Raw genomic sequence first — 21,278 nt, 5'->3', positions numbered from 1 at the left:
TGTTCTCGCGTACGGCGGCCAGGCGGCCGCGTGAGCTACAGGCGCCGCAGGACGGCGCTACCTAAGGGGCTCAGGCGAGAGAAAGACGCGGGGGGCGTTCGGGCGTGTCGGCCACGCCGACGATAAGGCGGTCGGGCCAGGCTGTAGCCGGCTCGACGGTTTGCAGGGCAGAGTCATTCAGAAATGGCTGGCTGGGCGCGGCGACACCGACGCAGAAGGCGCACAGGGTGCAGAGGCTGCCATCGGCGGGAGCCTCGCTGCTGGCCACCGGGGCGGCGTCCTGATGTACACCATGTGCGCTGTCGGCCGCCATGTCGTGGTGCATACCTTGCTCGCCGTGCTGACTGGCGCTGATCTGCAGAGCGCCACTGCGATGCACCTGCTCGCACAACTGCATGCCGAGCGCCGCCATGGCCTGTGCCGGCAGGGCCAGCATCAGCATCCAGATCAGGGCGGTACGCAGGGTTTTGCGCATGGGGTGGCGAAGCCAGAGTCAGAGGGCGATGGGGCGGATTATCCGCGCGCTGGCCGCTTTGTCCAGCGCTACAAGCTCAGATGCCCGGCATACAGGCCATAGCCGGCCAGCACGGCGGTCAGCAACACGGCGGCGAAGATCGGCCATTCGTAGCGGGTGAACAGCACGTGCCCCTGCTCGCGCTTGGCCTGGCGAAACAGCAGCGCGCCCGGCGCGTAGAGCAGCGCCGATAGCAGCAGGTACTTGACCCCGCCGGCATACAGCAGCCAGATCGCGTAGCCCACCGCCAGCAGGCCGACGGCTAGATCCTTGCGGCGCAGCCCGGCCTGGCCTTCGTAGGTTTCACCGCGCAGCGCCAGCAACAGCGCATAGACCGCCGACCACAGGTAGGGCACCAGAATCATCGACGAGGCCAGGTAGATCAGCGACAGATAGGTGCCCTGGGAAAACAGGGTGATCAGCAGAAACAGCTGGATCATGCCGTTGGTCAGCCACAGCGCGTTGACCGGCACCTGGTTGGCGTTCTCCTTGCGCAGGAAGACCGGCATGGTGCCGTCCTTGGCGGAGACGAAGAGGATTTCTGCGCACAGCAGCGCCCAGGACAGCAGCGCACCAAGCAGCGACACCGCCAGGCCGATGCTGATCAGCACCGCCCCCCAACGCCCTACCACATGCTCCAGCACTCCGGCCATGGACGGGTTCTGCAGCGCCGCCAGCTCGGGCTGGGTCATCACCCCCAGCGACAGCAGGTTGACCAGCATCAGCAGCGCCAGCACACCGAGAAAACCGATCACCGTGGCCTTGCCCACATCGCGGCGGCGCTCGGCACGCGACGAGTACACGCTCGCCCCTTCGATACCGATAAACACGAACACGGTGACCAGCATCATGTTGCGCACCTGCTCCAGCACGCCGCCGAACTGCGGGTTGCTGCGGCCCCAGATGTCACGGGTGAAGATGTCGCGGTCGAAGGCCAGGCCGACGATGACGATGAACAGCAGGATCGGCACCAGTTTGGCCACGGTGGTGATCAGGTTGATCAGCGCCGCTTCCTTGATGCCGCGCAGCACCAGGGCGTGCACGCACCACAGCAACCCCGAGGCGCAGGCGATGGCCAGCGGCGTGTTGCCCTGGCCGAAGGCCGGGAAGAAATAACCGAGGGTGGAGAACAGCAGGACGAAGTAGCCGACATTGCCCAGCCAGGCGCTGATCCAGTAGCCCCAGGCCGAGGAAAAACCCATGTAATCGCCGAGGCCCGCCTTGGCGTAGACGTACACCCCGCCATCGAGCTGCGGCTTGCGGTTGGCCAGGTTCTGGAACACGAAAGCCAGCGCCAGCATGCCCATAGCGGTGATGCCCCAGCCGATCAGCACCGCGCCGACATCGGCCCGCGCGGCGATGTTCTGCGGCAGCGAGAAGATCCCGCCGCCGACCATCGAGCCCACCACCAGTGCGGTCAGCGCCCCCAGGCCCAACTTTCGGCTTTTCCCTGTCATGCCCACCTCGTGCGGACGCCAGCGACTCCGCTCTCACTCTAGCAGCCCGGCAGCAGCCTGATGCCAAAACGGCAGGCCGGTACAAGCCGGATCGACCGCAAGGGCAGAAGATGCCCGACGCAGTAGCGCTACAGCTCCTTCAGCCATCATGAGGTACATCGCCATGCAGCCTTCCCCCAACCTGGGCGCCGGCAGTCCCGGCGTCGAACGCAACACGCAATCCTTTCTCGAAGCCCTGGCCGCCGGTGGTGGCACGCCCCTGGAACGGCTATCGCCTGCGGAAGCCCGCGCCGTGCTGGTGGGCGCGCAAGCCTCGGTCGAGGTCGATCTTTCGGCCGTGGAAACCCGTGAACACAGCATCGAGGCTGCCGGCCAGACGCTCAAGCTGGTGGTGGTGCGTCCGGCGGGCAGCCAGGGCAACCTGCCGGGTTTCATATTCTTCCACGGTGGTGGCTGGGTGCTGGGCGACTATCCCACCCACGCACGGCTGATCCGCGACCTGGTGGTGCATTCCGGCGCCGCGGCAGTCTACGTCGACTACACCCCCTCGCCCGAAGCGAAATACCCGACTGCGATCAACCAGGCCTTTGCTGCAACCCAATGGGTGGCCGCCAATGGCAGCCAGATCGGTGTCGATGCCTCGCGCCTGGCAGTGGCCGGCAACAGTGTCGGCGGCAATATGGCGGCGGTGGTCGCCATCAAGGCGAAAGAGGCTGGCACGCCGAAGCTGCGTTTTCAGCTGCTGCTGTGGCCGGTGACCGACGCCAGCTTCAACAACGCCTCCTACAACCAGTTCGCCGAAGGCCACTTCCTCACCCGCGGCATGATGGAGTGGTTCTGGGACAACTACACGACCGACCCGAAGCAGCGTAACGAGATCCACGCCTCGCCACTGCGCGCCAGCCTGGAACAACTCAAAGGCCTGCCGCCAGCACTGGTGCAGACCGCCGAGATGGACGTGCTGCGCGACGAAGGCGAAGCCTACGCCCGCCGCCTGGGCGCGGCCGGAATCGCGGTCAGCGCGGTGCGCTACAACGGCATGATCCATGACTATGGCCTGCTCAACGTGATCGCCGAGGTGCCTGCGGTGCGCACTGCCATGCAGCAGGCTGGTGCGGCGTTACGCGAACACCTGGCCTGAGCGCCACAGCCCAATACCAGAATCGCAGTTACATCCAATCCAGGTGGCGGCCGCTCTGCAATAGTCCTTTCGCCTTCTCGACGGCAACGGCCGACGGGATGCGTGCATCGTCCACCGCCCCACCAACAGGTAACCGCTATGAGCAATCCAAAAACCGAAGTCCTGACCCCGCACAACAGCCAGTTGATCTTCATCGACCAACAGCCGCAAATGGCCTTCGGCGTGCAGAGCATCGATCGGCAAACCCTGAAGAACAACACCGTGGGCCTGGCCAAGGCGGCCAAGATCTTCAACGTGCCGACCATCATCACCACGGTCGAGACCGAGAGCTTCTCCGGCCACACCTATCCCGAACTACTCGCCGTATTCCCCGACGCGCCGCTGCTGGAGCGCACCTCGATGAACTCCTGGGATGACCAGAAGGTTCGCGACGCGCTGAAGAAGAACGGCCGCAACAAGGTCATCGTCTCCGGTCTGTGGACCGAGGTGTGCAACACCACCTTCGCCCTCTCCGCCATGCACGACGCCGGCTACGAGATCTACATGGTCGCCGACGCCTCCGGCGGCACCTCGCAGGCCGCCCACGACTACTCCATGCAGCGCATGATCCAGGCCGGCGTGGTGCCGGTGACCTGGCAACAGGTGCTGCTGGAATGGCAACGCGACTGGAAGAACCGCGACACCTACGACGCCGTCATGGCGCTGGTCAAGGAGCACTCCGGTGCCTACGGCATGGGCGTCGACTACGCCTACACCATGGTCCACAAGGCGCCTGAGCGTGTCGAGCACGGCCCGACCCTGGCCCCGGTCGCGGCGCCCATCTGAGCCAATGACGGCGGAAACGCCCCCGACTCGACCAGTGGCGCGCATCGGTGCGCGCCGCTGGATCGACAAGACCAAGGCCTCGAGCAGAGTCTCCAGCATGAGCGAGACGCAAGCGGAAACCGTCACCCTGGTGGTGCGCCATCAGGTTCGCCCCAGCCACGTGCCACATTACGAGGCCTGGTTGCGGCGCATCATCGCCACCGCCAGCCAATGCCCCGGCCACCTCGGCGTGGACGTGGTACGCAGCCGTCAGCCCTGCGTGGCGCAATTCACCTGCGTGCTGCGCTTCGCCAGTCTGCAACAGTTGCAGAACTGGATCGAATCGGAACAACGACGTCAGTTGATAGCCGAAGTCGAGCCACTGCTGCGCGCAGGCGATCAGCTGGAAATCGCCGAGAACAAGGAATTCTGGTTCATGCCGGAAAGCGCGCAGGCGCCACCGCCCCGCTGGAAACAGGCCTGCGTCACCTTCCTGGTGATCCTGCCGCTGAGCCTGCTGGTGCCGTTGCTCTGGCAACCGCTGTTCCACCGTATTCCCTGGCTCGGCGGTTACCTGCCGAGCAACGTCGTGATCACCCTGAGCATCGTCCTGCTCGTGGTGTACCTGTTCATGCCCATGGCCACGCGACTGTTCGCCGCCTGGCTGAACCCAACCGTAGACGAGGATCGATCATGAGCCAGGACCCCTCCGACCCGAAACGCCGCCACTTTCTCGCCACCAGCAGCGTCCTTGGCGCGGCCGGGGCATTGTGGTCAGCCCTGCCCTTCACGGCCATGGCCAGCGACTCTTCCGTCAGTTCATCAGGAGGCAACATGAGCGCCGATCTCATTCTCTACAACGGTCGCCTGCACACGGTCGACCGCGAAAAACCCCAGGCCAGCGCCGTAGCCATCAAGGACGGGCGCTTCGTCGCCGTCGGCAGCGATGCCGAGGCCATGGCCCTGCGCGGCGATGCTACCCGCGTCATCGACCTGCAGAAACGCACCGTCATTCCCGGCCTCAACGACTCGCACCTGCACCTGATCCGTGGCGGCCTCAACTACAACCTGGAGCTGCGCTGGGAAGGCGTGCCGTCGCTGGCCGACGCCCTGCGCATGCTCAAGGACCAGGCCGACCGCACGCCGACGCCGCAGTGGGTGCGCGTGGTCGGTGGCTGGACCGAGTTCCAGTTCGCCGAGAAACGGCTACCGACCCTGGATGAGCTGAACAAGGCAGCGCCCGACACCCCGGTGTTCGTCCTCCACCTCTACGACCGCGCCCTGCTCAACCGCGCGGCATTGCGCGCCGTGGGCTACGACAAGAACACACCGAACCCGCCCGGCGGCGAGATCCAGCGCGATGCCAGCGGCGAGCCCACCGGTATGCTGATCGCCCGACCCAATGCACTGATTCTCTACGCCACCCTGGCCAAGGGGCCGAAGCTGCCGTTGGAGTATCAGGTCAACTCCACCCGCCAGTTCATGCGCGAGCTCAACCGCCTGGGCGTGACCAGCGCCATCGACGCCGGTGGCGGCTACCAGAACTACCCGGACGACTACCAGGTGATCCAGGAGCTGGCCGACAAGGATCAGCTCACCGTGCGCATCGCCTACAACCTGTTCACCCAGAAGCCCAAGGAAGAGCTGACCGATTTCAAGAACTGGACCAGCAGCGTCAAGCTGCACCAGGGCGATGATTTCCTCCGCCATAACGGCGCCGGTGAAATGCTGGTGTTCTCTGCCGCCGACTTCGAGGACTTTGTCCAGCCGCGCCCGGACCTCGCACCGAGCATGGAGGCCGATCTGGAGCCGGTGGTGCGTCATCTGGTCGAGCAGCGCTGGCCATTCCGCCTGCACGCCACCTATGACGAGTCCATCTCGCGCATGCTCGACGTGTTCGAGAAGGTCGACCGCGACATGCCGTTCAACGGCCTGCCCTGGCTGTTCGACCACGCCGAGACCATCAGCCCACGCAATATCGAGCGCGTACGCGCGCTCGGCGGCGGTATCGCCATCCAGCACCGCATGGCCTTCCAGGGTGAGTACTTCATCGACCGCTACGGCGCCAAAGCCGCAGAAGCTACCCCGCCGATTCAGCGCATGCTGGCCGAAGGCGTGCCAGTCGGCGGCGGCACCGACGCCACTCGCGTGGCCAGCTACAACCCCTGGACGGCGCTGTACTGGCTGGTCAGCGGCAAAACCGTTGGCGGTACTACGCTCACTCCGCAGGGACTGTCACGCGCCACCGCACTGCAACTGTTCACCCACGGCAGCGCCTGGTTCTCCAGCGAACAGGGCAAGAAGGGCCAGATCAAGGTGGGGCAACTGGCCGACCTGGTGGCCTTGAGCGCGGACTTCTTCAGCATCGAGGAAGAGCAGATCAAGTGGCTGGAATCGGTACTCACGGTCGTCGGCGGCAAGGTCGTACATGGTACCGGCGAGTTCGACAAGCTCGCCCCGCCGACGCTGCCGGTACTGCCGGACTGGTCGCCGGTGGCCATGGTGCCAGGGCACTGGAAGCCGGCAGCGGCGCCCATGGCTGCCAGCATCCACCAGTGCATCGGCGCCTGCGCGGTGCATGCCCACCAGCATGACCGCGCACGTCGCAGCAGCATACCGGTGAGCGACCACCAGGGCTTTTGGGGTGCCTTCGGATGTTCGTGCTTCGCCTTCTGAACCTGGCCAGCCTGCGGTCAGCTCCCACGAGCTGGCTGCTGGGAGCAATCCTGGTGGGCAGCGGCGGTCAGGCCATTGCAAACGTCACCGACGAGAACGGTAGATGGGACTTGCTGCTGCGCAACTACTTCCTGAACAACGACCTGCGCGATAACTCTGGCACTGGAGGGCCAAGCTATCAGCAGGAATGGGCACAAGGCTTCATCGGCAACCTCCGTTCTGGCTTCACGGAAGGTTCGGTCGGGCTGGGCATCGATGTGCATGGCTTCGTCGGCATCAAGCTCGACGGTGGCCGCGGCCGTGCCGGCACCGGCTTGTTGCCGGTCGACTCCCGGGGGCGCAGCCATGGCTACGCCTCCGCCGGCGGTGCCCTCAAACTACGCGCTGGCAACCACCTGCTGCGCTATGGCGAAATGACGGTCGAGACACCGGTATTCGATACCGGCGACAAGCGCCTGCAACCGGAATACGCCACTGGAGTGATGCTCGACAGCACGCTGTCACCCAGCCTGTTGCTCCAGGCAGGGCGTTTCACACGATTCAAGAACCAGAACGGCAGCTCTTCCCATGACGACTTCAGCGGCGTAGGTGCCTCGACTCAGGGGGCCGCCATGACGCTTGCCGGTGTTCGCCTGCTCGATAGCCAGGACATCAGCGCCGCACTCTATGCAGCGCAGTTGGAGGACACCTGGCGCCAGGGATATCTGAATCTGAAAGTCCAGCGCGGTCACTGGACCTTGGACACCAATCTGTACCGTACCCACGACCAGGGTGCGGCCCGTGCAGGCGCCATTGATACCCTGGCCTACAGCCTGCTGACGCGCTATCAACTTGGCGCGCAGAAGTTCACCGTCGCCTATCAGCGAGTCAATGGCGACACGCCCTTTGACTTTGTCGGTGGTGACTCGATCTACCTGGCGAACTCGGTCAAGTACGCCGACTTCAATGGCGCCCAGGAACGCTCCTGGCAGGCCCGTTACGATCTGGACTTCGCTGCATTCGGCATTACCGGGCTGAACCTAATGGCACGCTACATCCGCGGGCACGGCATCGACAGTTCACGCGCTCCTGCCGATGGTGCCTACGCATCGAACAGAACAGCTTCAGGTGGCCGCCACTGGGAACGTGACATCGATCTGCGTTACACGGTACAGCACGGCTCGGCTAAAGGCCTGCGAATGAGCCTGGCCCATGTCAGCCACCGCGGCAACAACTCCCAGAATTTGCCCGACATCGACCGGCTCTACATCACCCTCGAATACCCATTACAAGGCCTGTTCTGATCATGCCCACCGCAAAACCATCTCCTTGGGGCGCACTCAACCACGTCACCTTCCGCTGGCTGTGGCTGGCCAGCATCGCCTCGAACATCGGCACCTGGATGCATGAAGTTGGTGCCGGCTGGCTGATGACCAGCCTGTCGGCCAACCCCATGCACGTGGCACTAGTACAGGTCGCCGGCTCCGCGCCGATGTTCCTTTTGGCGCTGCCGGCCGGGGCCATGGCCGATATCGTCGACAAGCGCCGCTATCTGCTCGGCGTGCAGCTGTGGATGGCGGCGGTGGCGACGCTGCTGGCCGTGCTTACCCTGCTCGGGCTGACCACGGTCTGGCTGCTGCTGGGTATGACCCTGGCCATGGGCGTCGGTACCGCCTTGATGATGCCGGCCTGGTCGGCGCTGACGCCGGAGCTGGTAAGCAAGCGCGACCTGCCCTCGGCCATCGCCCTGTCGAGCCTCGGCATCAATGTCGCCCGCGCACTCGGCCCGGCAATCGCCGGGGTACTGGTCAGCTTGAGCGGTCCCTGGGCGACCTTCGCCCTCAATGCCCTGTCGTTCTTCGCGGTGATGGCGGTGCTGCTGACCTGGAAGCGCGAGCGCCAGGTTGCGGCCTTCCCGGCCGAGCGCCTGCTGGGTGCCATGCGCGCCGGCTGGCGCTATAGCCGCGCATCAAAACCGCTGCAGGCGGTGCTGGTGCGCGCGGCGGCGTTCTTCGTCGGCGCCAGCGCCGGCATGTCGTTGCTGCCGTTGATCGTGCGCGGCGAGCTGCAGGGCAGCGCCAGCGACTTTGGCCTGCTTCTGGGTAGCGTTGGTATCGGCGCAGTACTTGGCGCCATGCTGCTGCCCAAACTGCGTGAGCGCATCAGCGTCAACAAACTGGTGGCCATTGCCAGCGTGCTTTACGCACTGGTGCTGCTGGCCCTGGCATGGGTGCGTGACTTCGCCGTGCTGCTACCGGTGATGCTGCTCAGCGGCGCGGCGTGGATCGCCGTACTGTCGAGCCTGCAAGTCAGCGCGCAGACCTCGGTGCCGGATTGGGTGAGAGCCCGCGCGCTGTCGGTGTATATCCTGGTGTTCTTCGGCAGCATGGCCGCTGGTGGTGCAATCTGGGGTTATGTCGCCAGCCAGGCGTCGATTTCCGTCGCGCTGTTGGCCGCGGCTGGTTGCCTGGCGCTGGGCTTGCTGCTGACGCTGCACTTCCCACTGCCGGTAACCGAAAGCGAAGATCTCGCCCCATCGCTGCATTGGCCAGCGCCGATCCTGGCTGACGAAGCCGATCTGGAACGCGGCCCGGTGATGGTCACCCTGCAGTACGACATCGCTCCGGAGCATGCGGCCGACTTCCGTCAGGCGATGGCCGAGGTCGCCCGCATGCGCAGACGCAACGGTGCGTTCTCCTGGGGGCTGGTACAGAACAGCGAGAATCCACGGCACTGGCAGGAGTTCTTCTTCGATGAGTCCTGGCTCGAACACCTGCGTCATCACGGTCGGGTAACGCGCGCCGAGCAACGCATCGAGGCTGCTGCCAGGCATTTCCAGAGCCCGGACGTGCCCGTGCATATCGAGCATTTTCTGATGCCAGCCAAGGATGTGCTCCATGCCACCCCCTGAGGACGGCAGCTGCCCGAACCAGGGCGTGACAGGTTGAGTGCAACATGCCTCGTCACGCCCTGTTCATTCACGGCACCTGGCTCACACCAGCGATCTGGGAGCCATTTCAGAGACGCTTCAGCGCCTGCGGTTATTGCTGCACGGCGCCGCCTTGGCCGGTTGCCAAAGGTGGTCGCCAACCCGGCATCAGCGCCCTCCTCGCCCACTACGAAACACTGGTACGCAGCCTGGAGCAGCCGCCGCTACTGATTGGCCATGACCTCGGAGGCCTGCTGGTGCAGTTGCTGCTCGACCGCGGCCTGGGTCAGGCCGGCATCGCCATCGACCCACTACCACCGCGCGCCGGTTTGCTGGGTTTGTATAGCACCTGGCCATGGTTGTTGCCCTGGGTGGGTTGGCGTGACCTTCTGTACATGACACCGCAGTATTTCGCGCGCAATATGGCGCAAACGCTGACACCTGCAGAGCAAAGCGCCGCCTATGCGCGCCACATCGTTCCGGCGCCTGGCCGGGTGTTCGTCGAGGCTGCGCTGGGCATCGGTAGCACCGTCGATTTCACCAACGGCGAACGTGCACCTCTGCTGCTGCTGGCTGCAGGCAGTTCCCACATCGTTCGCGCCAACGTAGTGGCCGTCCTTTATCGTCGCCACCGAGGCTCGTCAGCCATCACCAGCTTCAAGCAGTTCCCCGGCTACAGCCACTGGCTGATCGCCGAACCCGGTTGGGAAAGAATTGCCGACTACAGCATCGAATGGGTTCAGAACCAAGTTGGACGTTTTTAAATCAAACACCCCACAAGCTCGCCTCGGCGTCCTGGCAAGCCTGTTATGCCTGGTGCTTTTCAGCGCTGCCGCGCTGGCCGACAGAAGTGCTCTGGAGCAGCAACTGGAACATCGGCGCTGGACGCTCAACGACGACAGCCCCAGCCAGATCGGCGCTTTGGCCGAAGCCCGGGACGGCTACCTGTGGCTGGGCACTCACGACTCTCTGTATCGCTTCGACGGCTTCGATTTCACCCGATATCGCACGCCCGCTGGTCATGAACTGGGCATCGTGTCCAGCCTGCTGGCCAGCGACGCCGGGCTTTGGGTCGGCCTGCGCAACGGTGGCGTTCACCTGATCGCATCGGTGGAGGAACACCCCAGCAGCTTCGATCTGGCCCGCGGCGTGATCTACGCCTTGGCGCAGACGGCAGACGGCAGCATCTGGGCTGCAGCCAACGACGGCCTGATGCGTTTCGATGGCAAACGCTGGCAGCAACTGGGTATCGCAGACGGTTTTGTCGGCGAGAATGCCTACAGCGTCTTCGTCGACAGCAGTGACCGTCTCTGGGTGGCCGATGAACAAAGGCTTTACGTGCTGCTCCCTGGCGCCCAGAAGCTGCACGACACCGGCGTACGCAGCCAACGTACTCGGCAGATCGCGCAAGCTGCCGACGGTGCACTGTGGTTGATCGAGCGCGACCGCGAGAGTCTGCTGCGGGTAAAGATCGATCAGCCGCAACTGCAGGCGACCCATATAGCCCTTGGAGAAGGAGCCAACGCCATGCTGTTTGACCGGCATGGTTGCCTCTGGCTGAGCACCGCTGGCGGCGGTCTGCTACACGTGGCCAAACCCAACGAGCATGGCAGCGGCAGCTTCGATGATATCGAGCGGCTTTCGTCACGTGATGGTCTTAGCTCCAACTTCGCCTGGCCGCTGCTGGAAGACAGCGAAGGTAGTCTGTGGATCGGCACGCAGAACGGGCTTGATCGACTGCGCGAACGCCCTCTGCGCCCTGCAGGTTTTCCGCCCCAGGCGAATAACCTGGCAATTGCAGCCGATGACGCCGGCAATCTCTGGGCGGCCAGCAGCAACCTGCCGCTCATGCGCCTGGATGCACAGGGTTTGCACAAGCTGCCGCTGCGTACACCGATCAGCGCGATCAGCAAAGACCCTGGCGGCTCGGTATGGCTGGCCGGCTCCGAGGGAATCTGGCGCAGCACTGGTGAACAGGTAGAAAAAGTCTCCGTCCTGCCGGTCGAGCGTGATCTGGACTCCTCGGTGCGCACATTGCTGATCGACGATCAGGGCGCGCTCTGGCTGTCGCTCAACCGACAGGGCCTCTATGTGCTGCGCGATGGCGACTGGCAACAGCTTCCCGCCCCTAGCGACGATCCAGCGCAACTGATGCCGGTGAGCTCTGCCCTCGCCCCTGATGGCAGGCGCTGGTTCGGCTATCGCAACAACCTGATCGTCAGTCATGACGACCAGGGCGAACGCCATTGGGGGAGCGCTGATGGGCTGGATATTGGCCACGTGACCGCGATGGCCCATTCGCAGGAGCACAGCTGGTTCGGTGGCCAACGCGGCCTGGCGCGCTTCGATGGCAAGCGTTTCCAGCACCTGCCGCTGAGTGAGAGTGGGCTGTTCGACAATCTCTACGCGATCATCCCGGTTACCGGTCCTCGGGGCGAAGATCTCTGGCTGCACGGCAAAGGTGGCGTCTTTCAGTTACCGGCCGCAGAAATCGAAAAGGCGCTGAACAATCCCAAGCACCATATCCATTACCGTACCTACGATCTGCAAGGCGGGCTCGCCAACGACCCGCACCAGGTGCTCGCTCTGCCAACAGCGGTGCGCAGCAGTGATGGTCGCCTGTGGTTCGTCACCCGCAACGGCGTGGCCGGCTTGAGTCCGGATCGGGAGATTCATAGTTACAAGCCGCCCAAGGTGCGTATCGACTCGTTACTGGCTGACGGTGCGACCATCTCCTTGCAAACGCCAGCAACCCTGCCCGCAGACAGCAAACGCCTGGTCATCCACTACGGTGCCCTGAGCCTGTCCGCACCGGAGGGACTGCATTTTCTCTATCGTCTCGATGGTTTCGACAGCGAATGGCACTCCGCCGGACGCCAGCGTGAGGCGACCTATACCGGCCTGCCCGCCGGCGACTATCGCTTTCGCGTACGCGCGCTCAATCAGAATGGCGTGGCCAGCGAGCAGGATGCCGAACTCAGCTTCAGCATCGACCAGGTGTTCTACCGTCATCCGCTGTTCATCCTGAGCGTGGCGCTGGTCATGCTGCTGATCCTGCATCTGCTCTATCGCAATAACATGCAGCGCGCAGCCGAACGCCTGCGCACACGCCTGGAAGAACGCCACGACGAGCGTGAGCGCATCGCCCGCGAGCTACACGACACCTTGCTGCAAGGGGTGCAGGGGCTGATGCTCCACGTGCAGGCCGCTGCAGACAGTCTGCCAGGCGATCAACCGGCGCGAGGCAAACTGGAGAATGCCCTGGATCGTGCCGATCAGGTGATCGCCGAAGGTCGTGAGCGGGTGCGCAACCTGCGCCACGCACAGGAGGCGTCGAACGACTTGCCGCAAACGCTGCGCGAGCTCGATCAATTGCACGAACATGCCGATATCGAGTATCGGGTCGAGATCGCAGGCACACCCTGCTCCCTCCACCCGGTGGTACATGACGAGCTCAGCCAACTCGCCCGCGAGGCGGTCAGCAATGCCTTTCGTCATGCCAGGGCTCGTCATGTGCGCGTACAGCTGGATTACCATCCCCGGCAGTTTTCACTGCACGTTAGCGACGATGGCCGCGGCCTTCTGGCCGAGTACCTGCTGGGCGCAGAGCCGGTCGATCACTGGGGTCTGAAAGGCATGTATGAACGCGCCACCAAGATTGGCGGCACACTTAATATCGACAGCGCCCCCGGCCACGGCTGCCATGTAAGGCTGACCCTGGCCGGACCGTTGGCCTATCGCCAGTCGCCCCCTCGCGCTCGGCGCTGGCTAAACTGGAAACGATTGATCAGGAGCTCGCAGTCATGACCGCTGCCAACCCCATCCGTGTGCTGGTCGCCGATGACCACCCTCTGCTGCGCGAGGGCATCGCTGCCGTACTCGCCGGGCAGGCGGATATCGATCTGGTCGGCGAGGCCAGCGATGGTCGCGAAGCACTGGAATGTTTTCGGCAGCTACGGCCCGACGTCACCCTGATGGACCTGCAGATGCCCCATATGAACGGCATCGACAGCATCCTGGCGATTCGCGGCGAATGCCCGGATGCGCGCATCGCCATCCTCACTACCTACCGCGGTGACGTACGTGCGCTGCATGCTATCCAGGCTGGCGCGCAGGCCTATCTGCTGAAAAGCACACTGCGCAAGGAGCTGGTGGAGACCATTCGCAGTCTGGCCGCTGGTAAACGCCATATTCCGCCCGAGATCGCCGCCGATCTGGCTCAGCACATTGGCCAGCAGTGCCTCACCCCACGTGAAGTGGAGGTTCTGCAGGCAGCAGCTCTGGGTTACTCGAATCGCGATATTGCGCTGCAACTGCGTATCACCGAAGACACGGTCAAAGGCCATATGCGCCTGATCATGGACAAACTCCGCGCCAACAATCGCACCCATGCAGTGGCCATCGCCGTGCAGCGCGGCGTGCTGGAGATCGGCACCCCACTTTAGTGTTGTCACCCTTCCCCTCCTTGTGAGCTGTGCGCCGCCGACTGCGCCGCGCATGCTTTACAACCAATGAGATAAGGAGGCTGGCAATGGGCTCGTTCGGCGAACTTCAGGCAATTACGCCCTGCTTGCACCAGGCCAGGCCAGACCCGCAGCTGCTGGACCGTATCGCTGCCTTGCTCGCGGAGGCTGAAACGCAGCTGCTGGAGGACACGCAAAGCGCCTACGTGCATGTCGAGCAGGCCATGACGCTGCTACGCCAAGTCAACGCCAGCAAGCAGTGTGGCATTCGTCATTGCACAAACGGTCTGACACGCTGGCAGACGCGACGCCTGGATCAGTACATCAGCGACAACCTGGCCGCTGCCATTCGTACCTGCGATCTGGCCGCCCAACTCAAACTGAGCAGCAGCCATTTTTCCCATGTATTCAAACAGACCTTCGGCATCACACCACTGGCCTACGTGGCACGCAAACGCATCGAAGCAGCCAGGGAGATGATGCTGGCCACCGACCAGCCATTGACGCAGATCGCCCACGCCCACGGCTTCTGCGACCAGTCGCATTTCACCCGCACCTTTCGCCGCGAGACCGGATTGAGCCCCTTGATATGGCGGCAGCGCTGCGCCTCTCGGACGCAGGCCATCGCCGAGCCGTGATCAGCCGAGCATGGTCACGTGGCGTGGATGACTGGCGACCCGATCGAGCCAGGCGCGAACCGCCGGAAAGGCTTCGAGGCTGAAGCCGCCCTCGTGAGCCACGTGTGTGTAGGCATACAGAGCGATATCGGCGATGGAGTAATGCTCGCCGACCAGATAGGGCGTGCGTTCGAGCTGCTTCTCCATCACCTTCAGGGCCTTGTAGCCGAGCTTCAGGCAGCGCGCGTGCTCCTCGCGGCGTTCCTCGGGCATGCCCTGATAGAGCTGGATGAAACGCGCAACCGCAACGTAGGGCTCATGGCTGTACTGCTCGAAGAACTGCCACTGCAGCACCTGGGTGCGCAAGCGCGGCTCGCTGGGCAGGAACTCGCTGCCATCGGCGAGGTAGTTGAGGATGGCGTTGGACTCCCACAGGCACGTGCCGTCGTCCAGTTCCAGCACCGGGATCTTGCCGTTGGGGTTCTTGACCAGAAAGGCTTCGCTCTGCGTCTCGCCCTTGAGAATGTCGATCGGCACCCACTCGTAGGGTTTACCGAGCAGATGCAGCATCAGCTTGACCTTGTAGCAGTTGCCCGAGCGGTAATCACCGTAGACCTTGAACATCGCGTTGCCCTCCCTATCAATCCTCGCGGCATGCTCGCCGCCAATTGCCCCCGCTTCTGTAGGAACTACTACGCCCGGGAAATTCGCGGCTGAAGCCGCTCCCACAGAAACCAATCAATCACGCACCCTGCGCGTCACGGATAACCGCCGCCAGCCGGCGCAGCCCCTCACCCAGACGCTCCGGCGCCACATGGCTGAAATTCAGTCGCAGGTGGCCTGGGTTAGCGTCCGGATCGATGAAGAACGGCTCGCCCGGCATGAAGGCGACGTTCTGCGCCAGCGCCGCGTCGAGCAGCGTGCGGGTGTCGAGCGGCTGCTTCAGGGTCAGCCAGAAGAACAGGCCACCCTGAGGGATTTCCCACTCGGCCAGATCGCCGAAGTGCTCCAGCAGCGCCGTCTGCATGGCGTCGCGGCGAATGCGGTAGAAGTCACGCAGCTCGGCCAGGTGACCGCGGTACTGCTCGCTGCCCAACCACTGCAGCGCCTGCCACTGACCGATGCGGTTGGTGTGCAGGTCGGCCGACTGTTTCAGGCGCAGCAGATGCGGGTACAGGTCCTTGGTGGCGATCAGGTAGCCGACACGCAGGCCTGGCAGCAGCGTCTTGGAAACGGTACCGGTGTAGATCCAGCTGGCCTTCTGCAGGCGGCTGACGATGGGGGTGGCGCTACCGGCATCGAACACCAGCTCGCGGTACGGCTCGTCCTCGATCAGGGTAACGCCGAACTCGTCGAGCAGGGCCGCCACGGCTTCACGCTTGGCTTCGCTGTAACGGGTGCCGGACGGATTCTGGAAGGTCGGGATCAGGTAGGCGAACGCCGGCTTGTGATTCTCCAGACGCTGACGCAGAGCCGCCAGCTCAGGGCCGTCGGCCTCTTGCGGTACGCTGATGCAGTCGGCGCCGAACAGTTGAAAGGCCTGCAGGGCAGCCAGGTAAGTCGGCGCTTCGAGCAGCACTTCGGTGCCCGGATCGATGAACAGCTTGGACGCCAAGTCCAGGGTCTGCTGCGAGCCGCTGACGATCAGCACCTGGCTGGCATCGCAGGGCACACCCAGGGCGCGCGCTTCGGCAGCGATAGCCTCGCGCAACGCCGGCTCGCCCTCGCTCATGCCGTACTGGCCCATGCTCGCCGGCATCTTGGCCCAGTCCACCTTCGGCAGCATCGGCTCGGCCGGCAGGCCACCGGCAAAGGACATCACTTCCGGACGCTGCGCCGCGGCAAGAATTTCACGGATCAGGGAGCTTTTCAGGCGGGCGATGCGTTCGGAGAAGGCCATGGGGTGTCCTGGGGTGCAAAAGTCATTGGAATTAAGTCAAACTGCTTGACCGAAACTACGCCGCCGACCAGAGATACGTCAATATGACTGACCTAAAAAATTTCTCCGAGAAGTTTTTGACGTTGCCCGCCGAGGGCACGCAGGCTGGCCGTCATGGGGCGCACGTCATCAAGAATTCCGCCGCTCAGCAGGCCGCCATGGAAGCCTTCTTCTTCGGCTACCAGGCCTTCACTGCCAAGCCCGACGAGATGCTCGCCAAGCGCGGCCTGTCACGCGTGCATCACCGCATTCTGTTCTTCATCGCCAAGTACCCGGGCCTGAACATGACCGAGCTGCTGGGTTACCTGGGCGTGAGCAAGCAGGCGCTGAACATGCCGTTGCGCCAGCTGATCGAGATGAATCTAGTGCAGAGCGAGGCTGCCGCGGACGACAAGCGCAAGCGTGTGCTCGGCTTCACCACCGAAGGCGCCAAGCTGGAACAGGCCCTGCGGCGCGAACAAGCACGCCTGCTACAGCGCGTGTTCGGCGAGATGGGCGAAGAGGCCGTGCAGGGTTGGCTGGAAGTCAATCACGCCCTGGCACGTAGCCGCCAGGAACGCACCTAGGCGTCCTCGTCACTAGCCCTCGTAGGAGCGAGCTCTGCTCGCGAACCCTCTTGTTCGCGAGCAGAGCTCGCTCCTACCGATTCAGCCTGCCTTTCCATTCCCCGCGCCACCGGTCATGCCACGCCAAAGCGTGATTGCACCCTGACACGACCTCTGCAATCATATGCGAATCATTATCACCTTAACTTAGATCTCGCGAGGTGCGCGTGTCGGTTCAGGATTTCAGCAATCAGCAGCTGGTCGGTGTGCTTTATCGCGATCACCGTGACTGGCTGTTCGGCTGGCTGCGCAAAAGCCTGAACTGCGCGCAGCGCGCCGAAGACCTGAGCCAGGACACCTTCGTCCGCCTGCTCGGTCGCGCCGACCTGCACAGTCCGCGCGAGCCCAGAGCCCTGCTCACCACCATCGCCAAGGGGCTGTTGGTCGACCAGTTTCGCCGCCATGCGCTGGAGCGTGCCTATCTGGAAGAACTCGCGCTGGCTCCTGAAGCCGTGCAACCCAGCCCGGAAGAACAGGCCCTGGCCCTGGAGCAACTGGCCGAGATCGATCGCCTGCTCGGCCAGCTGTCGAGCAAGGCACGCGCAGCGTTCCTCTATAACCGTCTGGATGGCCTCGGTCATGCCGAGATCGCCGAGCGCCTTGGTGTGTCCCCGTCACGCGTGCGTCAATACCTCGCCCAGGGCCTGCGCCAGTGCTACATCGCGCTGTACGGAGCGCCGCAATGAGCCAGGTCTCGGCTCGCGTGCTCGATGAGGCCATCGCCTGGCAGCTGTGCCTGGACTCAGGCGAAGCCAGCGAGCAGCAACGCCACGACTTCGCCGACTGGCTGGCCGCGCACCCGGAGCATGACCTGGCCTGGCGGCGCCTCGGCGGTATCGACCAGCAGCTTTCTGCCGCCAGCACGCCGATGGCGCGACGCGCCCTGTTGCAGAGCAGCGTCAGCCGTCGCCGCAGCCTGCGCCGCCTTGGCGGTAGCGCCCTGGGTCTGCTTCTGGCCACGGGCATAACGCTGGTGCTGCTGGCTCAGCAGCGCCCGCTTGGCGACTACCTCGCCGACTACCATACCGCCAGCGGAGAACAACGCGACCTGCTGCTCGCCGACCGCAGCCAGGTGCGTCTCAACAGCCGCAGTGCGCTGGATATCGAATTCGACGACAACGAACGACGCCTGCACCTGCGCAGCGGCGAAATTCTGGTTCAGACCGCCAAGGGCGATACCCGCCCCTTCATCGTCGAAACGGAGCAGGGACGACTGCGGGCCTTGGGGACGCGCTTCCTGGTCCGGCGCGAAGGTACTGCGACCGAACTGATCGTGCTGCAGTCAGCGGTCGCTGCCAGGCCGCTGGCCGGCTCGCAGGAACGCATCATCCACAGCGGCGAACAGGTGCTCATGGACCGCCAGCACCTCAGCGACAGCCACCCAGCACCCATCGGTGCCGACGCCTGGAGTCGCGGCATGCTGGTGGCGGACGACCTGCCCTTGCAGCGTCTGATCGATCAGCTCGGCGAATACCGCAGTGGCTATCTGAGCCTCGATCCGAGCCTGGCCGGGCTGCGTATCAGCGGCAGCTTCCCACTGCACGACAGCGACAAGGCGCTGGCCGCTTTGGCGCTGAGCCTGCCCGTGCGTACCGAGCAATTGGGCCCTTGGTGGACTCGTGTGGTGCCGGCAGAAAAATAATTTTCTCCGGCCCTGTCATTTTTCTTTCCTGATTCGGCAAAAGGACATTGAGATACATTAACTCTTAGGAGACGTTCGCAATGTCCTTCCGCCCTGCCCCCTTCCGCCACACGCTGTTGGCCCTGACCATCGCCTTTGCCGGCCATGCCGGGCTGGCCCGTGCTGAAGTCTACCAACTGCCCTCCGGTCCTCTGGCAGCCACGCTCAATCAGATCGCCAGCCAGGCTGGCGTGACCCTGAGCATCGATCCGGCCCTGACCGAGGGCAAGAACTCGGCACCGGTCAGCGGCGACTACGAAGCCATCGAAGCCCTCAATCAGGCGCTGCGAGGCACCGGCCTTCAACTGCAAGGCGGCAGTGGCGGCGCCTACAGCCTAACCCCTGCGGCAGAAGCAGCGATGGCACTGCCGGACGTGACCGTGACAGCCAGCGAACAGGCCGCCGAGACCGCCTGGGGCCCAACCCGTGGTTATCTGGCCAACCGCACCGCGACCGGCACCAAGACCGACACGCCGTTGCTGGAAACGCCACGCTCAATCTCCGTCGCCACCCGCGAGCAGATGCAGGACCGCAAGGTGCAGAACCTCGATGACGCCGTGCGCTATATGCCGGGTGTCATCGCCAGCAGCTACGGCAGCGACAGCCGCGCCGACTGGATGAAAATTCGCGGTTTCGAACCGATCCAGATGCTCGACGGCCTGCCACTGCCCAAGGGCAGCTATACCATGGCCAAACTGGAAACCTGGAACCTGGAGCGCGTCGCCGTACTGCGCGGCCCGGCCTCGGCAGTGTATGGCCAGACCCCGCCAGGCGGCCTGGTGGATGCCGTCAGCCGCCGCCCGCAGGCCGAAAGCAGCCATGAAGTGCAGGTGCAAGTTGGTAACTACAACCACAAGCAGATCAGCTTCGACAGCACCGGCAAGATCGACGATGAAGGTCGCTTTCTCTACCGTTTCAGCGGTACCGGCCGTGACAGTGGCACCGTTATCGAGCATATGGACGACCAGCGTTTCAACCTGGCGCCCAGCCTGACCTGGAACATTGCCGACGACAGCAAACTGACCTTCCTCGGCCAGTTCAACCGTGACGATACCGGCGGCACCAGCCAGTTCCTGCCGCTGCAAGGCACCAAGCTGAGCACCCCGGCCGGCAAGGTCGACTACAACAAGAACCTCGGCGACCCTGACTGGGAGTTCTACGACAAGACCTTCTATGCACTGGGCTACGCCTTCGAGCACCGCATCAACGATACCTGGCAGTTCAACCAAAACCTGCGCTACAGCAAACTTGAGCTGGATAACCAGATCATTACTGCTGGTGGTATGCACTGGCCTAACGGCCCCCATGAAGCAGTCAGCCCTGACGGTACCGTTCAACGCGGCGCCAACATATACGATGAGAACATCAGCCATTTCGCCGTGGACAATAACTCCCAAGCCGACTTCAGCACTGGCATGGTCTCGCACACCCTGCTGCTGGGCCTCGACTACCTGCGCGTCGAGACCGATTACCGCTGGCTGTACGGTACTGCGCCGAGTAGCAACATCATCCGCCCGATCTATGGCCAGGATTTCAGCGGCGTCACCTACAGCGCCTTTCAGGACTACAACCAGAAACGCAGAAACACCGGCCTCTATCTGCAGGACCAGATGGCACTCGACGCCTGGCGCCTGACCCTAGGCGGCCGCTGGGATCGCTTGGACACCGACTCGGTGTTCCACAACGCCAACGATGCCAGGGACAGCCGCCGCGACAGCCAATTCAGCGGCAATGCGGCACTGAGCTACGTGTTCGATTCCGGCCTCACGCCTTATGTGTCCTATGCCGAATCCTTCCAGGCCGAAGCAGGCGGCAACGGCGGCGCGGCGTTCAAACCCAGCACCGGCAAGCAGTACGAGCTGGGCATCAAGTATCAACCGCCGGGCAGCGATATGCTGTTCACCGCCGCCGTCTATGACCTGACGCGGCAAAACATCGTGACCACCAACATCGCCGGGGCCACTGAGCCGGTGAGCGAGGTAGAGGTACGCGGCCTGGAGCTGGAGGCTACCGGTAACGTCACCGAGAACCTCAGCCTGACCGCCTCCTACAGTTACACCAACAGCAAGATGACCGAGGTCGGTGACCCGCGCGACAAGAACCGCGCCCTGCCGCTGATCCCCGAGCATCAGGCGTCGATCTGGGCCGACTATGACTGGAACCAGGGTGTGCTGGCGGGTTTCGGCATCGGTTTTGGCGCCCGCTTCGTCGGCTCCACCGACAATATCGCCGTCGGCAGCATGGGCTTTGTACGCGATCCTTCCGACGGCCACAGCAGTGCCTATACCGTCTACGACGCCGCGGTGCGTTACGACCTCGGCCAGCTCGATGCAAGCCTGCGTGGCGCCAGCGTATCGCTCAACGCCAACAACCTGTTCGACAAGGAATACCTGGCCACCTGCGATGGTTTCTACTGCTATGCCGGCGACCCACGCCGGGTCACAGCCAGCCTCGACTACAAGTGGTAACAGGC

Annotated in this window: 18 protein-coding genes; 14 read left to right on the top strand and 4 right to left on the bottom strand. The window is 63.8% G+C overall.

From position 1 onward, the window contains the following. Positions 1-70: 70 nt before the first annotated feature. Both JWV26_RS20720 and arcD read right to left on the bottom strand, forming a co-directional pair. Complete coding sequence (locus tag JWV26_RS20720; protein ID WP_206417715.1) at positions 71-475, bottom strand: hypothetical protein; 405 nt, start codon at positions 473-475, stop codon at positions 71-73. A 68-nt stretch (positions 476-543) separates the two neighbouring features. Beyond that, a complete protein-coding gene (gene arcD, locus JWV26_RS20715; RefSeq protein ID WP_206417714.1) occupies positions 544-1,971 on the bottom strand; it encodes an arginine-ornithine antiporter in 1,428 nt (475 codons plus the stop codon). A 163-nt stretch (positions 1,972-2,134) separates the two neighbouring features. Between arcD and JWV26_RS20710 the strand changes: the two genes are divergently transcribed. The 10 genes from JWV26_RS20710 to JWV26_RS20665 all read left to right on the top strand — a co-directional run bounded on the left by JWV26_RS20710 (position 2,135) and on the right by JWV26_RS20665 (position 14,601). Further along, positions 2,135-3,112: an alpha/beta hydrolase gene (locus JWV26_RS20710; protein WP_206417713.1), complete on the top strand. Its 978-nt coding sequence runs from the start codon at positions 2,135-2,137 to the stop codon at positions 3,110-3,112. A gap of 138 nt (positions 3,113-3,250) precedes the next feature. Then, the gene (locus JWV26_RS20705; protein ID WP_021489897.1) at positions 3,251-3,937 is read left to right on the top strand and encodes a hydrolase; all 687 of its coding nucleotides are present in this window, start codon (positions 3,251-3,253) and stop codon (positions 3,935-3,937) included. 97 nt (positions 3,938-4,034) lie between these two features. Continuing rightward, the gene (locus tag JWV26_RS20700; protein WP_206417712.1) at positions 4,035-4,613 is read left to right on the top strand and encodes an antibiotic biosynthesis monooxygenase; all 579 of its coding nucleotides are present in this window, start codon (positions 4,035-4,037) and stop codon (positions 4,611-4,613) included. Next, positions 4,610-6,592 (top strand): amidohydrolase, encoded by a 1,983-nt coding sequence (locus JWV26_RS20695; RefSeq protein ID WP_420890279.1) that lies wholly within the window; start codon positions 4,610-4,612, stop codon positions 6,590-6,592. Before JWV26_RS20700 ends, JWV26_RS20695 begins: the two co-directional genes overlap by 4 nt. Beyond that, positions 6,571-7,875, top strand: coding sequence for an OprD family porin (locus JWV26_RS20690; protein ID WP_206417711.1), 1,305 nt, complete (start codon positions 6,571-6,573; stop codon positions 7,873-7,875). The genes JWV26_RS20695 and JWV26_RS20690 overlap by 22 nt, the downstream gene beginning before the upstream one ends. Positions 7,876-7,877: 2 nt before the next feature. Further along, positions 7,878-9,482, top strand: coding sequence for an MFS transporter (locus JWV26_RS20685; protein WP_206417710.1), 1,605 nt, complete (start codon positions 7,878-7,880; stop codon positions 9,480-9,482). Positions 9,483-9,526: 44 nt separating this feature from the next. Continuing rightward, on the top strand, positions 9,527-10,264 hold the full coding sequence (locus tag JWV26_RS20680) for an alpha/beta fold hydrolase (RefSeq protein WP_206417709.1): 738 nt from the start codon (positions 9,527-9,529) through the stop codon (positions 10,262-10,264). A 52-nt stretch (positions 10,265-10,316) separates the two neighbouring features. Then, positions 10,317-13,307 carry a sensor histidine kinase gene (locus JWV26_RS20675; RefSeq protein ID WP_241201235.1) on the top strand — a complete coding sequence of 997 codons (2,991 nt, stop codon included), beginning with the start codon at positions 10,317-10,319 and terminating at the stop codon, positions 13,305-13,307. Continuing rightward, the gene (locus JWV26_RS20670; protein WP_072424773.1) at positions 13,304-13,945 is read left to right on the top strand and encodes a response regulator; all 642 of its coding nucleotides are present in this window, start codon (positions 13,304-13,306) and stop codon (positions 13,943-13,945) included. The genes JWV26_RS20675 and JWV26_RS20670 overlap by 4 nt, the downstream gene beginning before the upstream one ends. 86 nt (positions 13,946-14,031) lie before the next feature. After that, the gene (locus tag JWV26_RS20665; protein ID WP_072424772.1) at positions 14,032-14,601 is read left to right on the top strand and encodes an AraC family transcriptional regulator; all 570 of its coding nucleotides are present in this window, start codon (positions 14,032-14,034) and stop codon (positions 14,599-14,601) included. Here the strand turns inward: JWV26_RS20665 and JWV26_RS20660 are convergent, their stop codons facing one another. Next, positions 14,602-15,204: a glutathione S-transferase family protein gene (locus JWV26_RS20660; protein ID WP_206417708.1), complete on the bottom strand. Its 603-nt coding sequence runs from the start codon at positions 15,202-15,204 to the stop codon at positions 14,602-14,604. It abuts the gene before it with no gap. A 118-nt stretch (positions 15,205-15,322) separates the two neighbouring features. Next, positions 15,323-16,480, bottom strand: a complete 1,158-nt coding sequence (locus JWV26_RS20655) for an aminotransferase-like domain-containing protein (RefSeq protein WP_206417707.1) — start codon at positions 16,478-16,480, stop codon at positions 15,323-15,325. 83 nt (positions 16,481-16,563) lie between these two features. Here JWV26_RS20655 and JWV26_RS20650 point away from each other — a divergent pair, with 83 nt between their 5' ends. The 4 genes from JWV26_RS20650 (at position 16,564) to JWV26_RS20635 (ending at position 21,273) form a co-directional block, all read left to right on the top strand. Further along, positions 16,564-17,085 (top strand): MarR family winged helix-turn-helix transcriptional regulator, encoded by a 522-nt coding sequence (locus tag JWV26_RS20650; protein WP_206417706.1) that lies wholly within the window; start codon positions 16,564-16,566, stop codon positions 17,083-17,085. A gap of 200 nt (positions 17,086-17,285) precedes the next feature. After that, complete coding sequence (locus JWV26_RS20645; RefSeq protein WP_206417705.1) at positions 17,286-17,810, top strand: RNA polymerase sigma factor; 525 nt, start codon at positions 17,286-17,288, stop codon at positions 17,808-17,810. Beyond that, positions 17,807-18,766 carry a FecR domain-containing protein gene (locus JWV26_RS20640; protein ID WP_206417704.1) on the top strand — a complete coding sequence of 320 codons (960 nt, stop codon included), beginning with the start codon at positions 17,807-17,809 and terminating at the stop codon, positions 18,764-18,766. Before JWV26_RS20645 ends, JWV26_RS20640 begins: the two co-directional genes overlap by 4 nt. An 80-nt stretch (positions 18,767-18,846) precedes the next feature. After that, a complete protein-coding gene (locus tag JWV26_RS20635) occupies positions 18,847-21,273 on the top strand; it encodes a TonB-dependent siderophore receptor (RefSeq protein WP_206417703.1) in 2,427 nt (808 codons plus the stop codon). Positions 21,274-21,278: the final 5 nt, after the last annotated feature.

The organism is Ectopseudomonas toyotomiensis (assembly GCF_017167985.1).
Taxonomy (GTDB): domain Bacteria; phylum Pseudomonadota; class Gammaproteobacteria; order Pseudomonadales; family Pseudomonadaceae; genus Aquipseudomonas; species Aquipseudomonas toyotomiensis.
The sequence above is the reverse complement of the archived record's forward strand: the minus strand, read 5'-3'. Positions and strand labels throughout refer to the sequence as shown.